Here is a 14,123-nt window from a genome sequence, read left to right as displayed (position 1 = left end):
ATGAATGCGAGTACGTCGTACTAGACAACGACAACGCCTCGTGGCGGTGCCGCCCTATGCTCGCCATCCTCTTCAAGAAAGGTGCATCAATGAAGTTTGATCCTGAGCCGCAGGACCCTCCAGGTCTTGAATTTGCATTTGCCTTCCGCGTGAAGTTCTCGAACCGGGTGAAGATCGGAACTGTTTCGAGCGGCTTCACCCGTGGGTACACGGGCGTCGTCGGCGGCGACGTCGCCGGTCCGAAATTGAATGGGATCGTGGTCCCGCACAGCGGCGGCGACTGGCCGGCCTACTGGCCCAACGGGGCCGTCGAATTCACGGCGTTCTACATGCTGCAGGCCGACGATGGAACGCAGATCCTGGTGAAGAACCGGGGCTTTCGCTATGCATCGCCGGAGGTGACCGCCCGCATGGAGCGGCTGGATCCTGTCGAGCCCCACGAGTACTACATGCGCCTTTGCCCGACCTTCGAGGCGCCCGAGGGCAAGTACGACTGGATGAACAGGACCGTGTTCATCGGCACCGGAAACCGTCAGGCGGATCACTCCATCTTCCGGTTCTGGAAAGTTGCGTAGTCGGGCGCTTCCTGACTTTCGCGTAGATCCCCGCTGGCGCTGCAGCGCACGCGCCAGCGCCAAGGCAAATTCGGCATTGCGTCCACCCCGGCGGTGGGCCGGTGGCGCGCATCGCCCACCCGCGCGCCCGAGGCGAATTCATACGCATAAACCCTAGCGGTCGCGTGAGCGAAATACGTAGAATGTTAATCAGGTTAACAATATGACCCAGGCTCATTCCTTCGTCGCTTCAGGAGACCTTCCATGCAGACTTGGCCCGTCAACCCAGCAGCCAGCAGCGCTTGCGTGCAGGCTTCGAGCGTGGCGCGGCTGGTGGGCGCCATCGCCAGCCAGGACCGCACGGCACTCGCGTCCGCCATCCTGCATACGGTGCAGGCCGCCCTCCCGAGCCAGCACTGCGCCATCTTTGCGCACGAAGCGTCACGCAACCCCCGCTTGCTGTCGGGTGCCGGAGAGGGCGGCCCCTGGGTCGCGATCAAGAGCGCGACGGCCTACCTTCGCGACCACTATCGCGCGGACGCGATGCACCAGATGGCTTCGCGCCGCCCGGCCGGTATCGCAAAGGGCGAGGTCGTGGTGTGCCGGGAACGCTGCGAGGACATCGAAGAGCCCGAATACCGCGAGGCATGCTTCACTGCCCTCGGCATCCGGGAACGGCTCACCGTGTTGATGCGCTGCGCCAGCGACAGCTGGCTGTCGGTCCACATCTACCGCATCGCCGGGCAGCCCAGCTTCTCCGCGCAGGAGGTCGACACGCTGGTCGGACTTGCGCCTGTGATCGCGGGCTGCGTCGCGCGGCACTACGCCAGCGACATCGACGGCGAGACGGGCTTCCGCGATACCGTCACCGGCGACATCGGCGAGCTGTGTCCCAGCCTCACCGAACGCGAACGGGAAGTGCTGATGCGCATCCTCGACGGCGTCACGGTCAATCGCATTGCCGAAGACCTCAAGCTACGGCCGACGACGGTGGCCACCTACCGCATGCGGGCCTATGAGAAACTGGGCGTGGCCTCGCGACGCGAACTGTTCGCCGCGGTCCTGCGCCGCCACGCGCTCGCGCAGTCGCAAGCGCCCGCGACGCAGGAAGCCGGGCGCACAGGAACGGCCCTCCTTCATGCGGCCTGAGTCAAGGAAAGAACTTCAACCCGATGGCCAAGTCCAAAGCCGCCCGAGCCGAAGAGCAGGATCCGAAGGAGGGCGCCGCACCCGCCGCGTCCCGGATCGGCCATGGCGGCGTGATCAGCCTCGATGACTACATCGCCCCTTCCAAGCTGTGCATGACGCAGATGGAAGAGTACGTCGGCTACATGGTGCGGCGACTGGACAATCGGATCTACCGGAGCTTCCTCGACACCCTGGTGCATGAAGAGATCACGCCGGCGCGCTTCACGGCGCTCTCGATCATCGGCGCCAACCCGGGTGTGCGGCAGGTCGACATCGCGCGGGCGCTGAACATCGCGCGGCCGGCGGCGCTCAAGGTGGTCAATCTGCTGGTGCAGCTGGGCTTGATCGAGTGCCATCCGATCCCCAGCGACAAACGCATCGGTGCCATCGCCCTGACCGAACTGGGGCAGCGCAAGCTCGCCGTCTATGCCCAGAAGGTGCGCGAGCATGAAGCGCGCGTGCTCGAGCCGCTGTCGCAGGAGGAACGCGCGCAGCTGATGGAATTCCTGCAGCGCATCCTGGCGTAGGCGCCCCGCTGCCTTCCACCGGACCGAGCCGCTCCATGCGCGCGCTCACGTCGGGCGTGGCGCAGCGGCAGCCGCGCTTCGCCGCACGGCCATCACCGCGCTCGCGCGGGCCAGTGTGTCCTTGCCGTCGGGCGATGCCACGGTCGCGGAAGCGAAGGCCATGCGCCCGCCGAGCCGGTCGAGCTTCGCGCTCACGCGCACCGCACCCTGCAGCACCGCGCGCTCGAACTGCAGGTTGAGCGAGACGGTGGCGGCCGAGTCGCCGGGCGCCAGGGCGGCGAGCACCACGAAGGCCAGCGCGAAGTCGAGCATCGTCGCCACGATGCCGCCCTGGATCACGCCGTCGCCCTGCAGGTAGCGCGCCGGCGGCGCGAAGTCGAGCACGAGCGTGCGCTGCTGCACATCGGCGCCGCGCAGCACGGCACCGAGGTCGGCGGCGAGCGGATTGGAGTCGATGGCCAGCGGCGCGCCGGGATCGCGCAGGAAACGCTGGACCAGAAGCTGATCGGGGTTGAAGCGCGGCGCGTTCACAGCTTCTTGCCGTGTCCGGCCCAGTACGGGTCGCGCAACTCCTTCTTCAGCACCTTGCCGGCGCCGGAGAGCGGCAGGCGTTCGGTGCGGATCGTCACCGAGCGCGGGCACTTGTAGCCGGCGATGCGCTCGCGCGTCCAGGCGGTGACCGCCTCCTGCGTGAGCTGCGCGCCCTCGCGCGGCACCACGATGGCATGGACCCGCTCGCCCCACTTGGCGTCGGGGACGCCGATCACTGCCGCCTCCGCCACGCCGGGCATCAGCGAGATGGCGTTCTCGACTTCGGTGGAATAGATGTTCTCGCCGCCGCTGATGATCATGTCCTTCAGGCGATCGACGATGTAGACGTACCCGTCCTGGTCCATCAGCGCCGCATCGCCGGTGTGGAACCAGCCGTCCACGATGGCCGCTGCGGTCTCCTCGGGCTTGTTCCAGTAACCCTGCATGACGGTGGGTCCGCGCACGACGATTTCGCCGGTGACGCCCGCAGCCACCGTGTTGCCGTCCGGGTCGACCACGCGCAGATCGATGTTGGGCATCGGCTGCCCGCAGGACTTCAGGCGGTCGCCCGCGATGGCGGGCTTGCGCATGGACATCGGCAGCATCGTGCCGATCGGCGAGAGCTCCGTCATGCCCCACCCATGAAGGAAGCGCATGTCGGGCCACACCTCGACGGCCCGCTTCAAGGTCGCCTCGGGCATCGGTGCCGAACCGAACATGAACTGGCGCAGGCTCGAGAGCGCCATGCGCTCGATGCCCGGCACTTCGAGGATCATCGCGATCATCGTCGGGACCAGCGTGACGTTCGTGACCTTGTGCCGCGCCACCATGTCCAGTACCTGCGCCGCCTCGAACTTGGGGATGAAGACGTGCGTGCCCGCCGCCATCGTGACGGCCACCGTCGACATGCCGTCCGTGAGGTGGCACATCGGCGCTGCATGCAGGAACACGCTCGCGGCGTCGTAGCCGATCATGTAGCAGCCGTTCACCGCGTTGCTCACCAGGTTGCCGTGGCTGAGCATCACGCCCTTGGGCTTGCCCGTGCTGCCGCCCGTGTAGAAGATGCCTGCGAGGTCGGTGCCGTTGCGTCCGGCGTCGGGCAGGCGTGGATGCGCAGCCACCATCTCGTCCCAGTGCAACAGGCCCTCGCCGGCAACGGCGTCGTCACCCAGGTAGACCACGTGCTGCAACCCCGGGCAGGCCTCGCGCAACTGCGGCAGCAGATGAAGGAAGCTCTCGTCGAGACAGATCGCCCTCGCGTCCGCATCGTTGACCATGTAGTGCAGGTCCGAGGCGGCGAGCCGGGTGTTGAGCGGAACGAGCACGCCACCCATCCATGGCACGGCGTAGTAGCTTTCGAGATACCGGTCGCTGTTGAGCGCCAGCAAGGCCACGCGGTCGCCCTGCGCGATCCCCAGCGCGCGCAGCCCGGCGGCGGCGCGGGCGACGCGCTCCTCGACCTCGTCCCAGGTCCGCGTGCGCCCGGCACAGACCGTGGCCGCCGAGCGGGGGTTCACCTGCGCGGCGCGGCGCAGTGTTTGCGTCAGTCTCTCGTTCATTCTGTCTGCTCCGGATTCACTGCCCCGTGAAGCGGGGCTCGCGCTTTTCCTGGAAGGCCTTGACCCCTTCCATGAAGTCGTCGGTCTGCACCTGCCTGGCCTGCAGCTCGCGCTCGACCTCGAGCTGAGCGTCCAGCCCGTGGTCGAAGGCGCGCCACATCATGGCGGGCAGGGCCTTCAAGGCGCGTGGCGCACCCGCGCTCAGTTTGCGCGCCACCGCATCAGCGGCCGCACGCAATTCGCCGCCCTCGACGCACTGCCAGACCAGGCCCCATTCGGCAGCCTGCGGACCGGTGATGCGTTCGCCCAGCATCGCCGCCGCGATCGCGCGTGTCGGCCCGGCCCGGCGCATCAAGTGCCAGCTGGCGCCCATGTCCGGCACCAACCCGAGCTGGGAGGCGAAGGGCATCTGGAAATAGGCCGAGCGCGCCATCAGCACGATGTCGGCGCACAGGGCCAGCGCCACACCGCCGCCCACGGCGGCGCCATTGACCGCAGCCACTTTGGGCTTGCCCAGCGTATCGAGCGCACGCGCCAGCGCATTGATGCCGCGGTCGCTCGAAGCCATGAAGCGCCGGCCGCGCTCCGCGGCGGGCAGATCCAGCGCCATCATCGGGTCGCGCAGGTCGGCGCCGGCGCAGAAGGCGCGGCCCTTGCCAGTGAGGATCAGCACGCGGATGCCGTCGTCGCGGCGGACGGTGTCGAGCGCGACCATCAGCGAATCGATGAGCGCGCCGTCCAGCGCATTCAGCACCTCCGGACGATCGAGCGTGAGGGTGGCCACCGCGTCCGCCACCTGCAGCTCGAGGCCGTACGGTCGGCCGTTGGAGACTGGAGCAGCCGGCATCAGGCGATCTCGATGCAGACCTTGCCGAACTGCTTGCCGCTCTTCACGTGTGCGACGGCCTCGGCCAGCGCCTCGAGCGGGTACGTCGAATCGATGACGGGCTTGATGCCGTTCGTTTCGAAGGCGGCGAGCGATTGCGCGAGATGGTCGCGATGGCCGACCGCCACGCCGTGGATCCTCAGACTGCTCATGGCGACCAGCGGCAGGTTCAGCTCGGCCGTGGGGCCGCTCACCATGCCGATCATGGCGATCGTGCCGCCCATGCGGGTGGCGCGGATCGACTGTTTCAGCGTCTGCGCGCCGCCGGTCTCGACCACCAGATCGACGCCGCGCTGACCGGTGAGCTTGCGCGCCGTCTTGCCCCAGTCGGGATCCTCTTTGTAGTTGAGCGTGTCCTGCGCGCCCAATTGGCGCAGGCGCGCCATCTTCTCCTCGCTGGAGGACAGCGCGATGACACGGGCGCCGGCCGCGCTGGCGATCTGCAGTGCGAACAAGGCCACGCCGCCGCAGCCCTGGGTCAGCACCACCTGCCCGGGCCCGATGCCCGCATCGGCGCGCACCGCATTCCAGGCGGTGACGCCGGCGCAGGGGAAGGCCGCCGCTTCGACGAAGCTGAGCGACTTCGGCATCGCCACCAGGCCCTCGGCCCCGAAGACGCGCAGCTCGCACGCGACCCCGTCTTCCATCCCTCCCAGGTCGCGCGCCATCATGGCTTCGTTCGGCGGGCCGCTGAGCCAGTCCGGAAAGAAGCAGCCCACGACGCGGTCGCCGGCCTGCCACGCCTTGACGCCGGCGCCGACCTCGACGACTTCCCCCGCGCCATCCGACAGGGGAATGAGATGGGCGCTTTTCTGGCGCGAGCCATAACCGCCCTCGAGCGCCAGCAGATCGCGGAAATTCAGCGATGCCGCGCGCAGACGCACCAGCACCTCGCCGGGCCCGGGTTTCGGATCGGGAACTTCCTTCAGCCGGAGGTTCGCGCTCCCGAGCGACTCCATCACCATTGCCTTCATCGTGTTGCCTCGTCTGGATAAAAAGTCTGTCCGGCAGCGGCCATGTCGCGCAGGCGCCGGGGCGGATCGAAGCGCGCACCGAAGCGCGCGGCCAGCGACTCGCATTGCGCGATGAACGCGGGCACGCCGACGCGGTCGATGTAGCCGAAGACCCCGCCGAGATGCACGGGATAGCCCCAGCCGAGGACCGCCGCCACGTCGCCGTCGAGGGCCTGGCCCAGGATGCCGTCGTCGAGCGCGCGCACGGCCTCCAGCGACTGGACCGCGAACAGGCGCTGGCGCACGGTTTCCTCGTCGAGCGGATCGCCCGCCGGCGGGAACGCGAGCGCCAGCCCGGGCCACACGGCGCGGCCCTCGGGGCCGTAGTCGTAGAGGCCCTTGCCAGCCGCCTTGCCGATGCGGCCCAGCGCGAGCAGCGCCGCAAGCGTGGGCTCGGCGCGGTTGCCGGCGTTGGCGATGCGCTGGCCGTCGCCACGCATCGATTTCAGGATGTCCGCGAGCAGCGGCATCGTCGTCAGCTCCGCCAGCGCGGCGCCGCCGATGGCGAAGCCGGCGTTGACGGCGGCGTTGTCGATCAGTTGCGGCGGCACGCCTTCGCCGATCAGGTTCAGCGTCTCGCTGGAATAGGTCGTGACGATGCGGCTGGTGAAGAAGCCCAGTCCGTCGTTGACCACAACCGGCGTCTTGCCGAGCTGCTTCATCAAATCCAGTGCGCGCGCCAGCGTCGCGTCGCTGGTCTGCCGCGCGCGAATCACCTCGACCAGCGGCATGCGATCCACGGGAGAAAAGAAATGCAGGCCGATGACACGCTCGGGCATCGTCGCGTACCCAGCAAGGCCGGTGATCGGCATCGTCGAGGTGTTGCTGGCGATCGGGACGTCCCGCCCGACCACGGCAGCAGCCCTTTCGAGGACCGCCTGTTTCACGTCCGCGCGTTCGAACACCGCCTCGAGCACGAAATCCGCCTGGGCGATGCGCGCGTAGTCGGCGGTTGGTTCGATGCGGGACAGCAGCGCCTGCGGGGTCATGCGCAGCCGGCCCTTCTCGTGTTCCCGCGTGGCATTGCGCGCGATCTCGTCGCGGCTCTTGCGTGCGGCCTCGTCGCTCAGGTCGAGCAGCGTCACCTGCAGGCCGGCGAGCGCGGCCACGTGCGCGATGCCGCGACCCATCACGCCGCCGCCGATCACCGCGAGGTGGCCCACCGTGGAAGGAGGCGGCCCGGAAGGGCGCATCGTCATCGATCTCGCGCGGTTGACGCCGTTGAACAGCGTGCGGATCTTGTTCTTGGCGTCGTTGCCCGCGGCAAGGCGCGCGAACTGCCGCGTCTCGATGACGATGCCCGCTTCGAGCGAGCGCTCCATGCCCTGCTGCAGGCATTCGAGAATGGCGCGCGCGGCCAGGTTGCTGGCGCCGGCGCCGCGGCTCGCGCGCGCCCAGGCGCCTGCGAAGAACTGTCGGCCTGCCGCCGACTGGACAGCGAAGCCCGGCGCGGCGAATCCCTTGCGGTCCCAGGGTTGCGTCGCGCCCGGATTGGCGAGCGCCCATTGCTTGGCGGTCTCGAGCAGATCGGCCGGCGCCACGACCTGGTCGATCAGCTTCCTGGTCACCGCATCGGCGAGCGACAGGCGCGTGCCGTCGAGCAGCATCGGTGCGGCGGCCGCGATGCCGATCAAGCGCGGCAGCCGCTGCGTGCCGCCGGCGCCGGGCATCAGCCCGAGCGTGGCTTCCGGGAAGCCGAAGCGGGCGGACGCGTTGTCCGCGGCGATCCGCTGGTGGCAGGCCAGCGCGAGCTCGAGGCCGCCGCCGAGCGCCGTGCCCGGAAGGGCCGCGACCACCGGCTTGCCGCCTTTCTCGATCTTGCGCAAGGCCGCCAGGAAGGGCGCGACGATGGCCACGACACTGGCGGGATCGGGCGCGGCCTGCAGCTCCTTCAGGTCGCCGCCGGCGATGAAGTCGGGCTTGTCGGAGCCGATCACGATGCCCTTGACGCCGTCATCGGCCAGCAGCGCGTCGATGCGCTCGCCGAGTTCGCGGTTGAGGCTCGCGTCGAGCGTGTTGAGCGCGCCGTCGCAGGCATAAAGGAGGGCGGCGACGCCATCGCCCAGGTCTTGTTGTCGGATCATGATGAGGGGTGTCGCAGGGGCGTCAGACGCGTTCGATCAGTGTGGCGACGCCCATGCCGAGTCCGACGCAAAGCGTCACGAGCCCGGTGGCCGCGCCGACGCGTTCCATCTCGTCCAGCAGCGTGCCGACCAGCATGCCGCCTGTCGCACCGATCGGATGACCCATCGCGATCGCGCCGCCATTGACGTTGACCTTGTCGTGCGAAACACCGGTGTCGCTCAGGAAGCGCAGCACGACGGATGAGAAGGCTTCGTTGACTTCGAACAGGTCGATGTCGCCGAGTGTCATGCCGCGCCGCGACGCCGCACGGCGCGCGGCTTCGGCCGGCGCGACCAGCATCAGGCAGGGATCGCAGCCGGCGTTGGCGGCGGCCGTGATCCGCGCGCGCGGCTTCAGGCCCAGCATCTCGCCGGCCTTCGCGGAGCCGATCAACAGGGCGCTGGCGCCGTCGACGACGCCGGAGGAGTTGCCGCCCGTGTGGAGATGGCTGAGCCGATCGACCTGGGGATAGCGCCGCTTGACCGTCTCACCGAAGCCGCCCTTCACGGCCATGTCGGCGAAGGCCGGCTTGAGCTTGCCGAGGGTCTCGAGCGTGCTCATCGGTCGCATGTGTTCGTCGTGTTCCAGGCAGCTCACGCCGTTGAAATCGCGCACCGGAACGATGGAGCGCGCAAAACGCCCTTCGCGCCAGGCCCGGGCGGCGCGCAGCTGCGACTCGACCGCGAAGGCGTCGACCTGCTCGCGGGTATGGCCCTCGAGCGTGCCGAGCAGATCGGCCGCGACGCCGAGCGGCGTGAAGTTGGTCAGCGTGTTGAAGTCGGCATCGCTGCCCCAGGGGCCGCCGGTGCCGCCGATCGGAATGAGCGACATCATCTCGACGCCGCCCGCGATGACGACCTCTCCCTGGCCGGCTGCGACTTTCGCTGCCGCGAGGTTGACCGCATCCAGGCCCGAAGCGCAGAAGCGGCTGATCACGCTGCCGGTGATGTCGTTGCCGAGTCCCGCGTGCAGCGCTGCCGAGCGCGCGAGATTCGCTCCCTGATCCTCCACTGCGTCGCCGACGCCGAAGATCACGTCCTCGACCGCGACGCGGTCGAACCCGGTGCGCTCTCGCAAGGCGCGCAGGACGCTGGCCCCGAGGTCGATCGGCGACAGCGTATGAAGCGAGCCGCTCGCGCGCCCGGAACCACGCGGCGTACGCACGGCATCGAAGATGAATGCGTCAGGCATCGGCTTGCGGCCTCGGTCGGGATGGGAAGTCTCTTTGCATACGGCCACGATAGGGGCTGTGAGGCGACGCGGCTGTCGTCTCGAACTAGGACAGCGCCGCGCTCGCGGCGCCGCAGCGCTGTCCTGCTTGCGCACGACAGACACGGCGCGCACCGCCCCGCAACATCGACGGCATGGCTTGAACAACACGGCCACCTGCCAACTGCTGGAGACACGAATGAAACTGACGATGAAGGCCGCATTGAGCCTGCTTCTCGCCGCTGCGGCTTCGCTCGCGCTCGCTCAGTCCGCCTACCCGACCCGTCCGATCAAGATCGTGGTCGGTTTCGCGCCGGGCGGCGGCGGCGATGGCGTCGCGCGCCTGATGGCGGAACACATGTCCAGGACGCTGAAGCAGCCGGTGCTGGTCGAGAACCGTCCGGGCGCCGGAACGACGATCGCGCCTGCCTACGTCGCCGCCGCGGCGCCGGATGGCTACACCCTCGTGCTGGCGCCCGATTCCGTGTTCGGCGGTGACAAGGCGCTCTACCGTCCCAACGTCAAATACGACGAGACGAACTTCACGCCAATCAGCCGCTGGGCCAGCACCTTCTTCGTGATGGCGGTCAACAAGGACTTCGGCGTGACGGGCATGGCGGAGCTGATTGCCAAGGTGAAGCAGAACAACAACGAACTGTTCGTCGCTTCGACACAGGGCATCTATCCCGCGCTGATCATGACCGACTTCAACAAGATGACGGGCGTGAATCTCAAGCAGGTGCCCTACAAGGGTGGCGCGCCGGCGGTGATGGCCGTCCTCGGCGGCGAAGTGCCCGTGACTTTCGCGGTGCCCAGTTCGGTGATGCCGATGGTGCAGGAAGGCAAGCTGCGTGCGATCGGTATCACCGCAGACAAGCGTTCCGGCCTGGCGCCCGACATTCCGACCTTGGCCGAGCAGGGCCTGCCGGGCTTCAACGTCAGCTACTGGTTCGGCCTGGCGGGCCCTGCCGGCATGAGCGCGGACATCGTCCAGAAGCTCTTCGATGCCAGCAGCGCGGCGCTGGCCGATCCCGCCGTGCGCGCCAACCTGGCCAAGCTCGGGTACGAACCTGCACCGTCGAAGTCCGTGGCCGAGTTTCGTCAGACCGTGGAACATGACGGGAGCGTGCTGCGCAAGGTCGTCGAGAGCACCGGCCTGAAGGGCGAATGAGAAGGCCATGCCGATCGCGCTGGTGAGGGGTGTCCGGCACTACTTCCGGCTCGAAGGTCCGGCGGACCTTCCATGGCTGGTGCTGGTTCATCCGCTGGGCGCCGATCAGGGCATCTGGGATCGCGTCACCCCTTTGCTGACGAAGCGCTTGCGCATCCTGCGCTACGACCTGCGCGGCCATGGCGGCACCGACACGACGGCCGGGGACTGTGGCATCGAAATGCTGTCGCGCGACCTGTTCGCCATGGCCGATGCCGTCGGTGCGCGATGTTTCTCGGTGGCGGGCATTTCGATCGGCGCGATGGTGGCGATGCATGCCGCAGCCACGCATGGCGAGCGGCTGCAGGCTCTGGTGGTCTCGCATGCCCTGGCCAGGCTGCCGGCGCCGCCCGACGGCTGGGACGCCCGGACAGCCATGGTGCTGCGCGACGGCATGGTGCCCGTTGCCTTGCGCATGGTGGAGCGCCAGTTCGCGCCGGCGTTTCGCGCGACGCGCGACCCCATCATCGATACGGTCCACGCGGCCTGCGCCTTGATGGACCCGCACGGCTATGCGTCGGCCTCGGCCGTGCTGCGCGATGCCGACCTGCGCCCGTTGTTGCCGTCCATCACCGTGCCGGCCCTGGTGGTCGCCGGCCGGCTCGACCCGATGCTGCCGATGGAGGGCGTGCGCGCCATTGCCGATGCGATTCCGGGGGCGCGCTTTCTTGGCCTGGATTGCGGGCATCTGTCGCCGGTCGAGCTGCCCGAGGACTTCGCGCGCGAAGTCGGCGACTTCATCACCGCCGCGCTGACCTGATCAGCCGTCGCAGGGTCAGACGTCCAGTGCCGACAGGTCGGGCGCGCGCTCCAGGGTCGCGATGCCCGCGGCGATCCGACGGGCGCGCTCCGGTGCGATCGGCGTGGCCGCATAGCGCACGCAATCCATGAACTTGGCGAGCAGCGCGGCCTCGGACATCGGATGACGGGCATCGCCCAGGGGCCTCGAAATCTCACGCACCAACACCCGGCCGTCATGCAATGTGAGTTTCAGAATGCCGCGCAGCGAATCGTCGAAGTTCCAGTCGTCGCAGACTTCGCAGTGCACGCGTCGCGCCATCGCCAGCACCTCGGGGTCGCCCAGGGCGAGCGGCAGGTAGTCCGCCAGGCTCACCCGCCCGTGCACCAGCGCGATGGCGGTGGAGAACGGGACGCTGAACTTCGCATCGTTGGCTGTCTGCGGCGATCGTTTCTGCGCCAGCGGTTCGAAGAGGATGCGAAAGGTCGGGCTCACGACGGCGTCGATCCGCGCAATCGAGGCCGGTGCGACCGACGCCTCTTCCCGCAGGCCGAGCGCGGCCTCGATGAACGAGTGCGTTCCGCGGCACGAAGGCCATGCCTTGAAGCTCACGTTCGCACCTTCGAAGACGCGGCCCAGGCCGCTGGTCAATTGCGAAGCGTCGTAGCGCCCGCCGGCATACATCGCGTAGAGCCCATGCGCGCCTTCGATCGGCTGGTCGTAGGCGTTGACACCGCGTGCCGCGAGCTGCGCGGCGATGACTGCCGCCTGCGCTCCGAAGGCGTCGCGGATCTCGCGCATGTGCGAGTTCGGCGACGAGAGAAAGCCACTGCTGCAGGTGGCCTGATTGAAGGCCAGGGCGAAGGCCTGCACCATCCTGGCTTCGTCGAGGTCCAGCAGCTTGCCGACGGCCGCCGCGGCGCCGTAGGTGCCCAGCAGAGGGCGCATCGTCCAGCCCCGCCGGGTGTCGTCATCGGCCATGGCCAGGCCGAGGCGGCAGCCGATGTCGGCTCCCACCGCGAGCGCAGCGATGAACTGCGCGCCCGTGATGCCGCCGACCGCCTGCGCGACGGCAAGCGCGGCCGGCAGGGCAATGCCATGGGGATGGACCAGCGCGGCGTCATGGGTGTCCTCGTAGTCCAGCGCATGCGACATCGCGCCGTTGGCCAGCGCAGCCAGCGAAGGCGCCGCGCCGAAGCCGAAGCCGATGACGCGGCTCGGACCCTGCCCGGAACTTCGTGCCGTCTCGACGAAGGCGCGAGAGGCCTGCCCCAGCGTGCCGGCGGCGAGCGTGACGCCGAGTGCGTCGAGCAGGCTGCGCTTCACGGCCGCCACCGCCTGCGCGGGCAGATCGCCGAAGTGCGTGCCCGAGGCATGCGCAGCCAATTGCTTCGAAATGCTCATGGGCCGATGCTAGGTCGATCGGTCCGCCGGCGCTGTCCTCTGGAACGACGACAGTCGCTGTCGTTGTTCGGTATGACCGTCTGCGCTGAAGCCGGCCCCTAACATTCCGACTCGTTCCATGGCCACGGAGTCTCGATCATGTTCCTGCGCAATTGCTGGTATGTCGCCGGATGGCTGGAGGACGTCGCATCGGATGCCGTCGTCGCCCGCACCATCATCGGCGACAACATCGTGCTCTATCGGAAGTCCGACGGCGCGCTGGTGGCGCTGCAGGATCGCTGCTGCCACCGGCACGCGCCGCTGTCCCTGGGGCGCAGGGAAGGCAACGATCTGCGCTGCATGTACCACGGGTTGAAGTTCAACCCGTCGGGCCAGTGCATCGAGGTGCCCGGGCAGGACCGGATCCCGCCGAAGGCCTGCGTGCGCAGCTACCCGGTGGCGCAGGCCGGCGCATGGATCTGGGTGTGGATGGGCGATCCGGCCAGGGCGAGCGAAGACCTGATCCCGCGCGGCCTCGTCGGTCCCGGTCAGGCCGACTGGATCTACGGCCAGGATGCGATGGCGTACGAAGCGTTCTACGAATTGATCAACGACAACCTGCTCGATCTCTCGCACCTCAGCTACGTGCACGAGAAAACGCTCGGAAGACAAAGCCTTCAGTGGGGCGAGACGCGCCCTGCCGTCACGCCGATCGAGCGCGGGTTGCGCGTCGAAAGATGGCTGGTCGACGACCGGCCGCCGAGGCACATCGGTGCGCCCGACGACGCCCGTTTCGACCGCTGGACGGCGTATGACTATCTGGCGCCGGGCGTCTTTCTACTCACTTCGGAATACCACTCTCTCGGAACGGCGAAGGCGTCGGGAATGGCCAAGCCATCAGCCCGCCCGCGCCATGTCAACATGACGCAGCAGGCGGTGGTTCCCGTGACGGCGCGGCGAAGCATCTACTACTTCACGGCGGGCCATCGCGCGGAAGACACCTACGACGGACGCGTGCCCATGCAGGTCGCGGCCGTCGTCAACGCCTTCCACGAAGACCGCACGATGATCGAAGCGCAGCAAAGGGCCATCGATGCATCGATGCCATCGCCGATGGTGCTGACCTCGGCCGATGCGGCAGTGTCGCGCTTCAGGCGGATCATGCAGGCATTGATCGAGGAGGAGGCGCGCGCCGCCTGA

Annotated in this window: 13 protein-coding genes; 6 read left to right on the top strand and 7 right to left on the bottom strand. The window is 68.3% G+C overall.

The features are described from left to right. Positions 1-89: 89 nt before the first annotated feature. From E5P2_RS37205 to E5P2_RS37195, 3 genes are all read left to right on the top strand, one after another. On the top strand, positions 90-575 hold the full coding sequence (locus tag E5P2_RS37205; protein WP_162572105.1) for a DUF3237 family protein: 486 nt from the start codon (positions 90-92) through the stop codon (positions 573-575). Between the two features lie 243 nt (positions 576-818). After that, positions 819-1,703: a response regulator transcription factor gene (locus E5P2_RS37200; RefSeq protein WP_162572104.1), complete on the top strand. Its 885-nt coding sequence runs from the start codon at positions 819-821 to the stop codon at positions 1,701-1,703. A 23-nt stretch (positions 1,704-1,726) separates the two neighbouring features. Next, positions 1,727-2,269, top strand: a complete 543-nt coding sequence (locus E5P2_RS37195) for a MarR family winged helix-turn-helix transcriptional regulator (RefSeq protein WP_162572103.1) — start codon at positions 1,727-1,729, stop codon at positions 2,267-2,269. A 45-nt stretch (positions 2,270-2,314) separates the two neighbouring features. On the opposite strand, the gene E5P2_RS37190 is transcribed toward E5P2_RS37195, so the two are convergent. The 6 genes from E5P2_RS37190 to E5P2_RS37165 are packed head-to-tail and all read right to left on the bottom strand — an operon-like array spanning position 2,315 to position 9,573. Further along, positions 2,315-2,800 carry a PaaI family thioesterase gene (locus tag E5P2_RS37190; RefSeq protein ID WP_162572102.1) on the bottom strand — a complete coding sequence of 162 codons (486 nt, stop codon included), beginning with the start codon at positions 2,798-2,800 and terminating at the stop codon, positions 2,315-2,317. Continuing rightward, positions 2,797-4,359: a long-chain-fatty-acid--CoA ligase gene (locus E5P2_RS37185; protein ID WP_162572101.1), complete on the bottom strand. Its 1,563-nt coding sequence runs from the start codon at positions 4,357-4,359 to the stop codon at positions 2,797-2,799. The genes E5P2_RS37190 and E5P2_RS37185 overlap by 4 nt, the downstream gene beginning before the upstream one ends. A gap of 16 nt (positions 4,360-4,375) precedes the next feature. Next, complete coding sequence (locus E5P2_RS37180) at positions 4,376-5,206, bottom strand: enoyl-CoA hydratase/isomerase family protein (protein WP_162572100.1); 831 nt, start codon at positions 5,204-5,206, stop codon at positions 4,376-4,378. Beyond that, positions 5,206-6,219, bottom strand: coding sequence for a zinc-dependent alcohol dehydrogenase family protein (locus E5P2_RS37175; RefSeq protein ID WP_162572099.1), 1,014 nt, complete (start codon positions 6,217-6,219; stop codon positions 5,206-5,208). Before E5P2_RS37175 ends, E5P2_RS37180 begins: the two co-directional genes overlap by 1 nt. Continuing rightward, positions 6,216-8,342: a 3-hydroxyacyl-CoA dehydrogenase NAD-binding domain-containing protein gene (locus E5P2_RS38275; protein ID WP_162572098.1), complete on the bottom strand. Its 2,127-nt coding sequence runs from the start codon at positions 8,340-8,342 to the stop codon at positions 6,216-6,218. The genes E5P2_RS37175 and E5P2_RS38275 overlap by 4 nt, the downstream gene beginning before the upstream one ends. Before the next feature lie 22 nt (positions 8,343-8,364). Beyond that, positions 8,365-9,573, bottom strand: a complete 1,209-nt coding sequence (locus E5P2_RS37165) for an acetyl-CoA C-acetyltransferase (RefSeq protein WP_162572097.1) — start codon at positions 9,571-9,573, stop codon at positions 8,365-8,367. Between the two features lie 217 nt (positions 9,574-9,790). Between E5P2_RS37165 and E5P2_RS37160 the strand changes: the two genes are divergently transcribed. Together E5P2_RS37160 and E5P2_RS37155 are read left to right on the top strand one after the other, a co-directional pair. Next, positions 9,791-10,762, top strand: a complete 972-nt coding sequence (locus E5P2_RS37160; RefSeq protein WP_162572096.1) for a Bug family tripartite tricarboxylate transporter substrate binding protein — start codon at positions 9,791-9,793, stop codon at positions 10,760-10,762. Positions 10,763-10,769: 7 nt separating this feature from the next. Beyond that, a complete protein-coding gene (locus tag E5P2_RS37155; protein WP_162572095.1) occupies positions 10,770-11,561 on the top strand; it encodes an alpha/beta fold hydrolase in 792 nt (263 codons plus the stop codon). Between the two features lie 15 nt (positions 11,562-11,576). Here E5P2_RS37155 and E5P2_RS37150 read toward each other — a convergent pair whose 3' ends face one another. Further along, the gene (locus E5P2_RS37150) at positions 11,577-12,944 is read right to left on the bottom strand and encodes an MmgE/PrpD family protein (RefSeq protein ID WP_162572094.1); all 1,368 of its coding nucleotides are present in this window, start codon (positions 12,942-12,944) and stop codon (positions 11,577-11,579) included. A 138-nt stretch (positions 12,945-13,082) separates the two neighbouring features. On the opposite strand from E5P2_RS37150, the gene E5P2_RS37145 reads away from it, so the two are divergent. Further along, positions 13,083-14,123: an aromatic ring-hydroxylating dioxygenase subunit alpha gene (locus E5P2_RS37145; RefSeq protein ID WP_162572093.1), complete on the top strand. Its 1,041-nt coding sequence runs from the start codon at positions 13,083-13,085 to the stop codon at positions 14,121-14,123.

Source organism: Variovorax sp. SRS16, assembly GCF_901827165.1.
In the GTDB taxonomy this organism is placed as follows: Bacteria; Pseudomonadota; Gammaproteobacteria; order Burkholderiales; family Burkholderiaceae_C; genus Variovorax.
The sequence above is the reverse complement of the archived record's forward strand: the minus strand, read 5'-3'. Positions and strand labels throughout refer to the sequence as shown.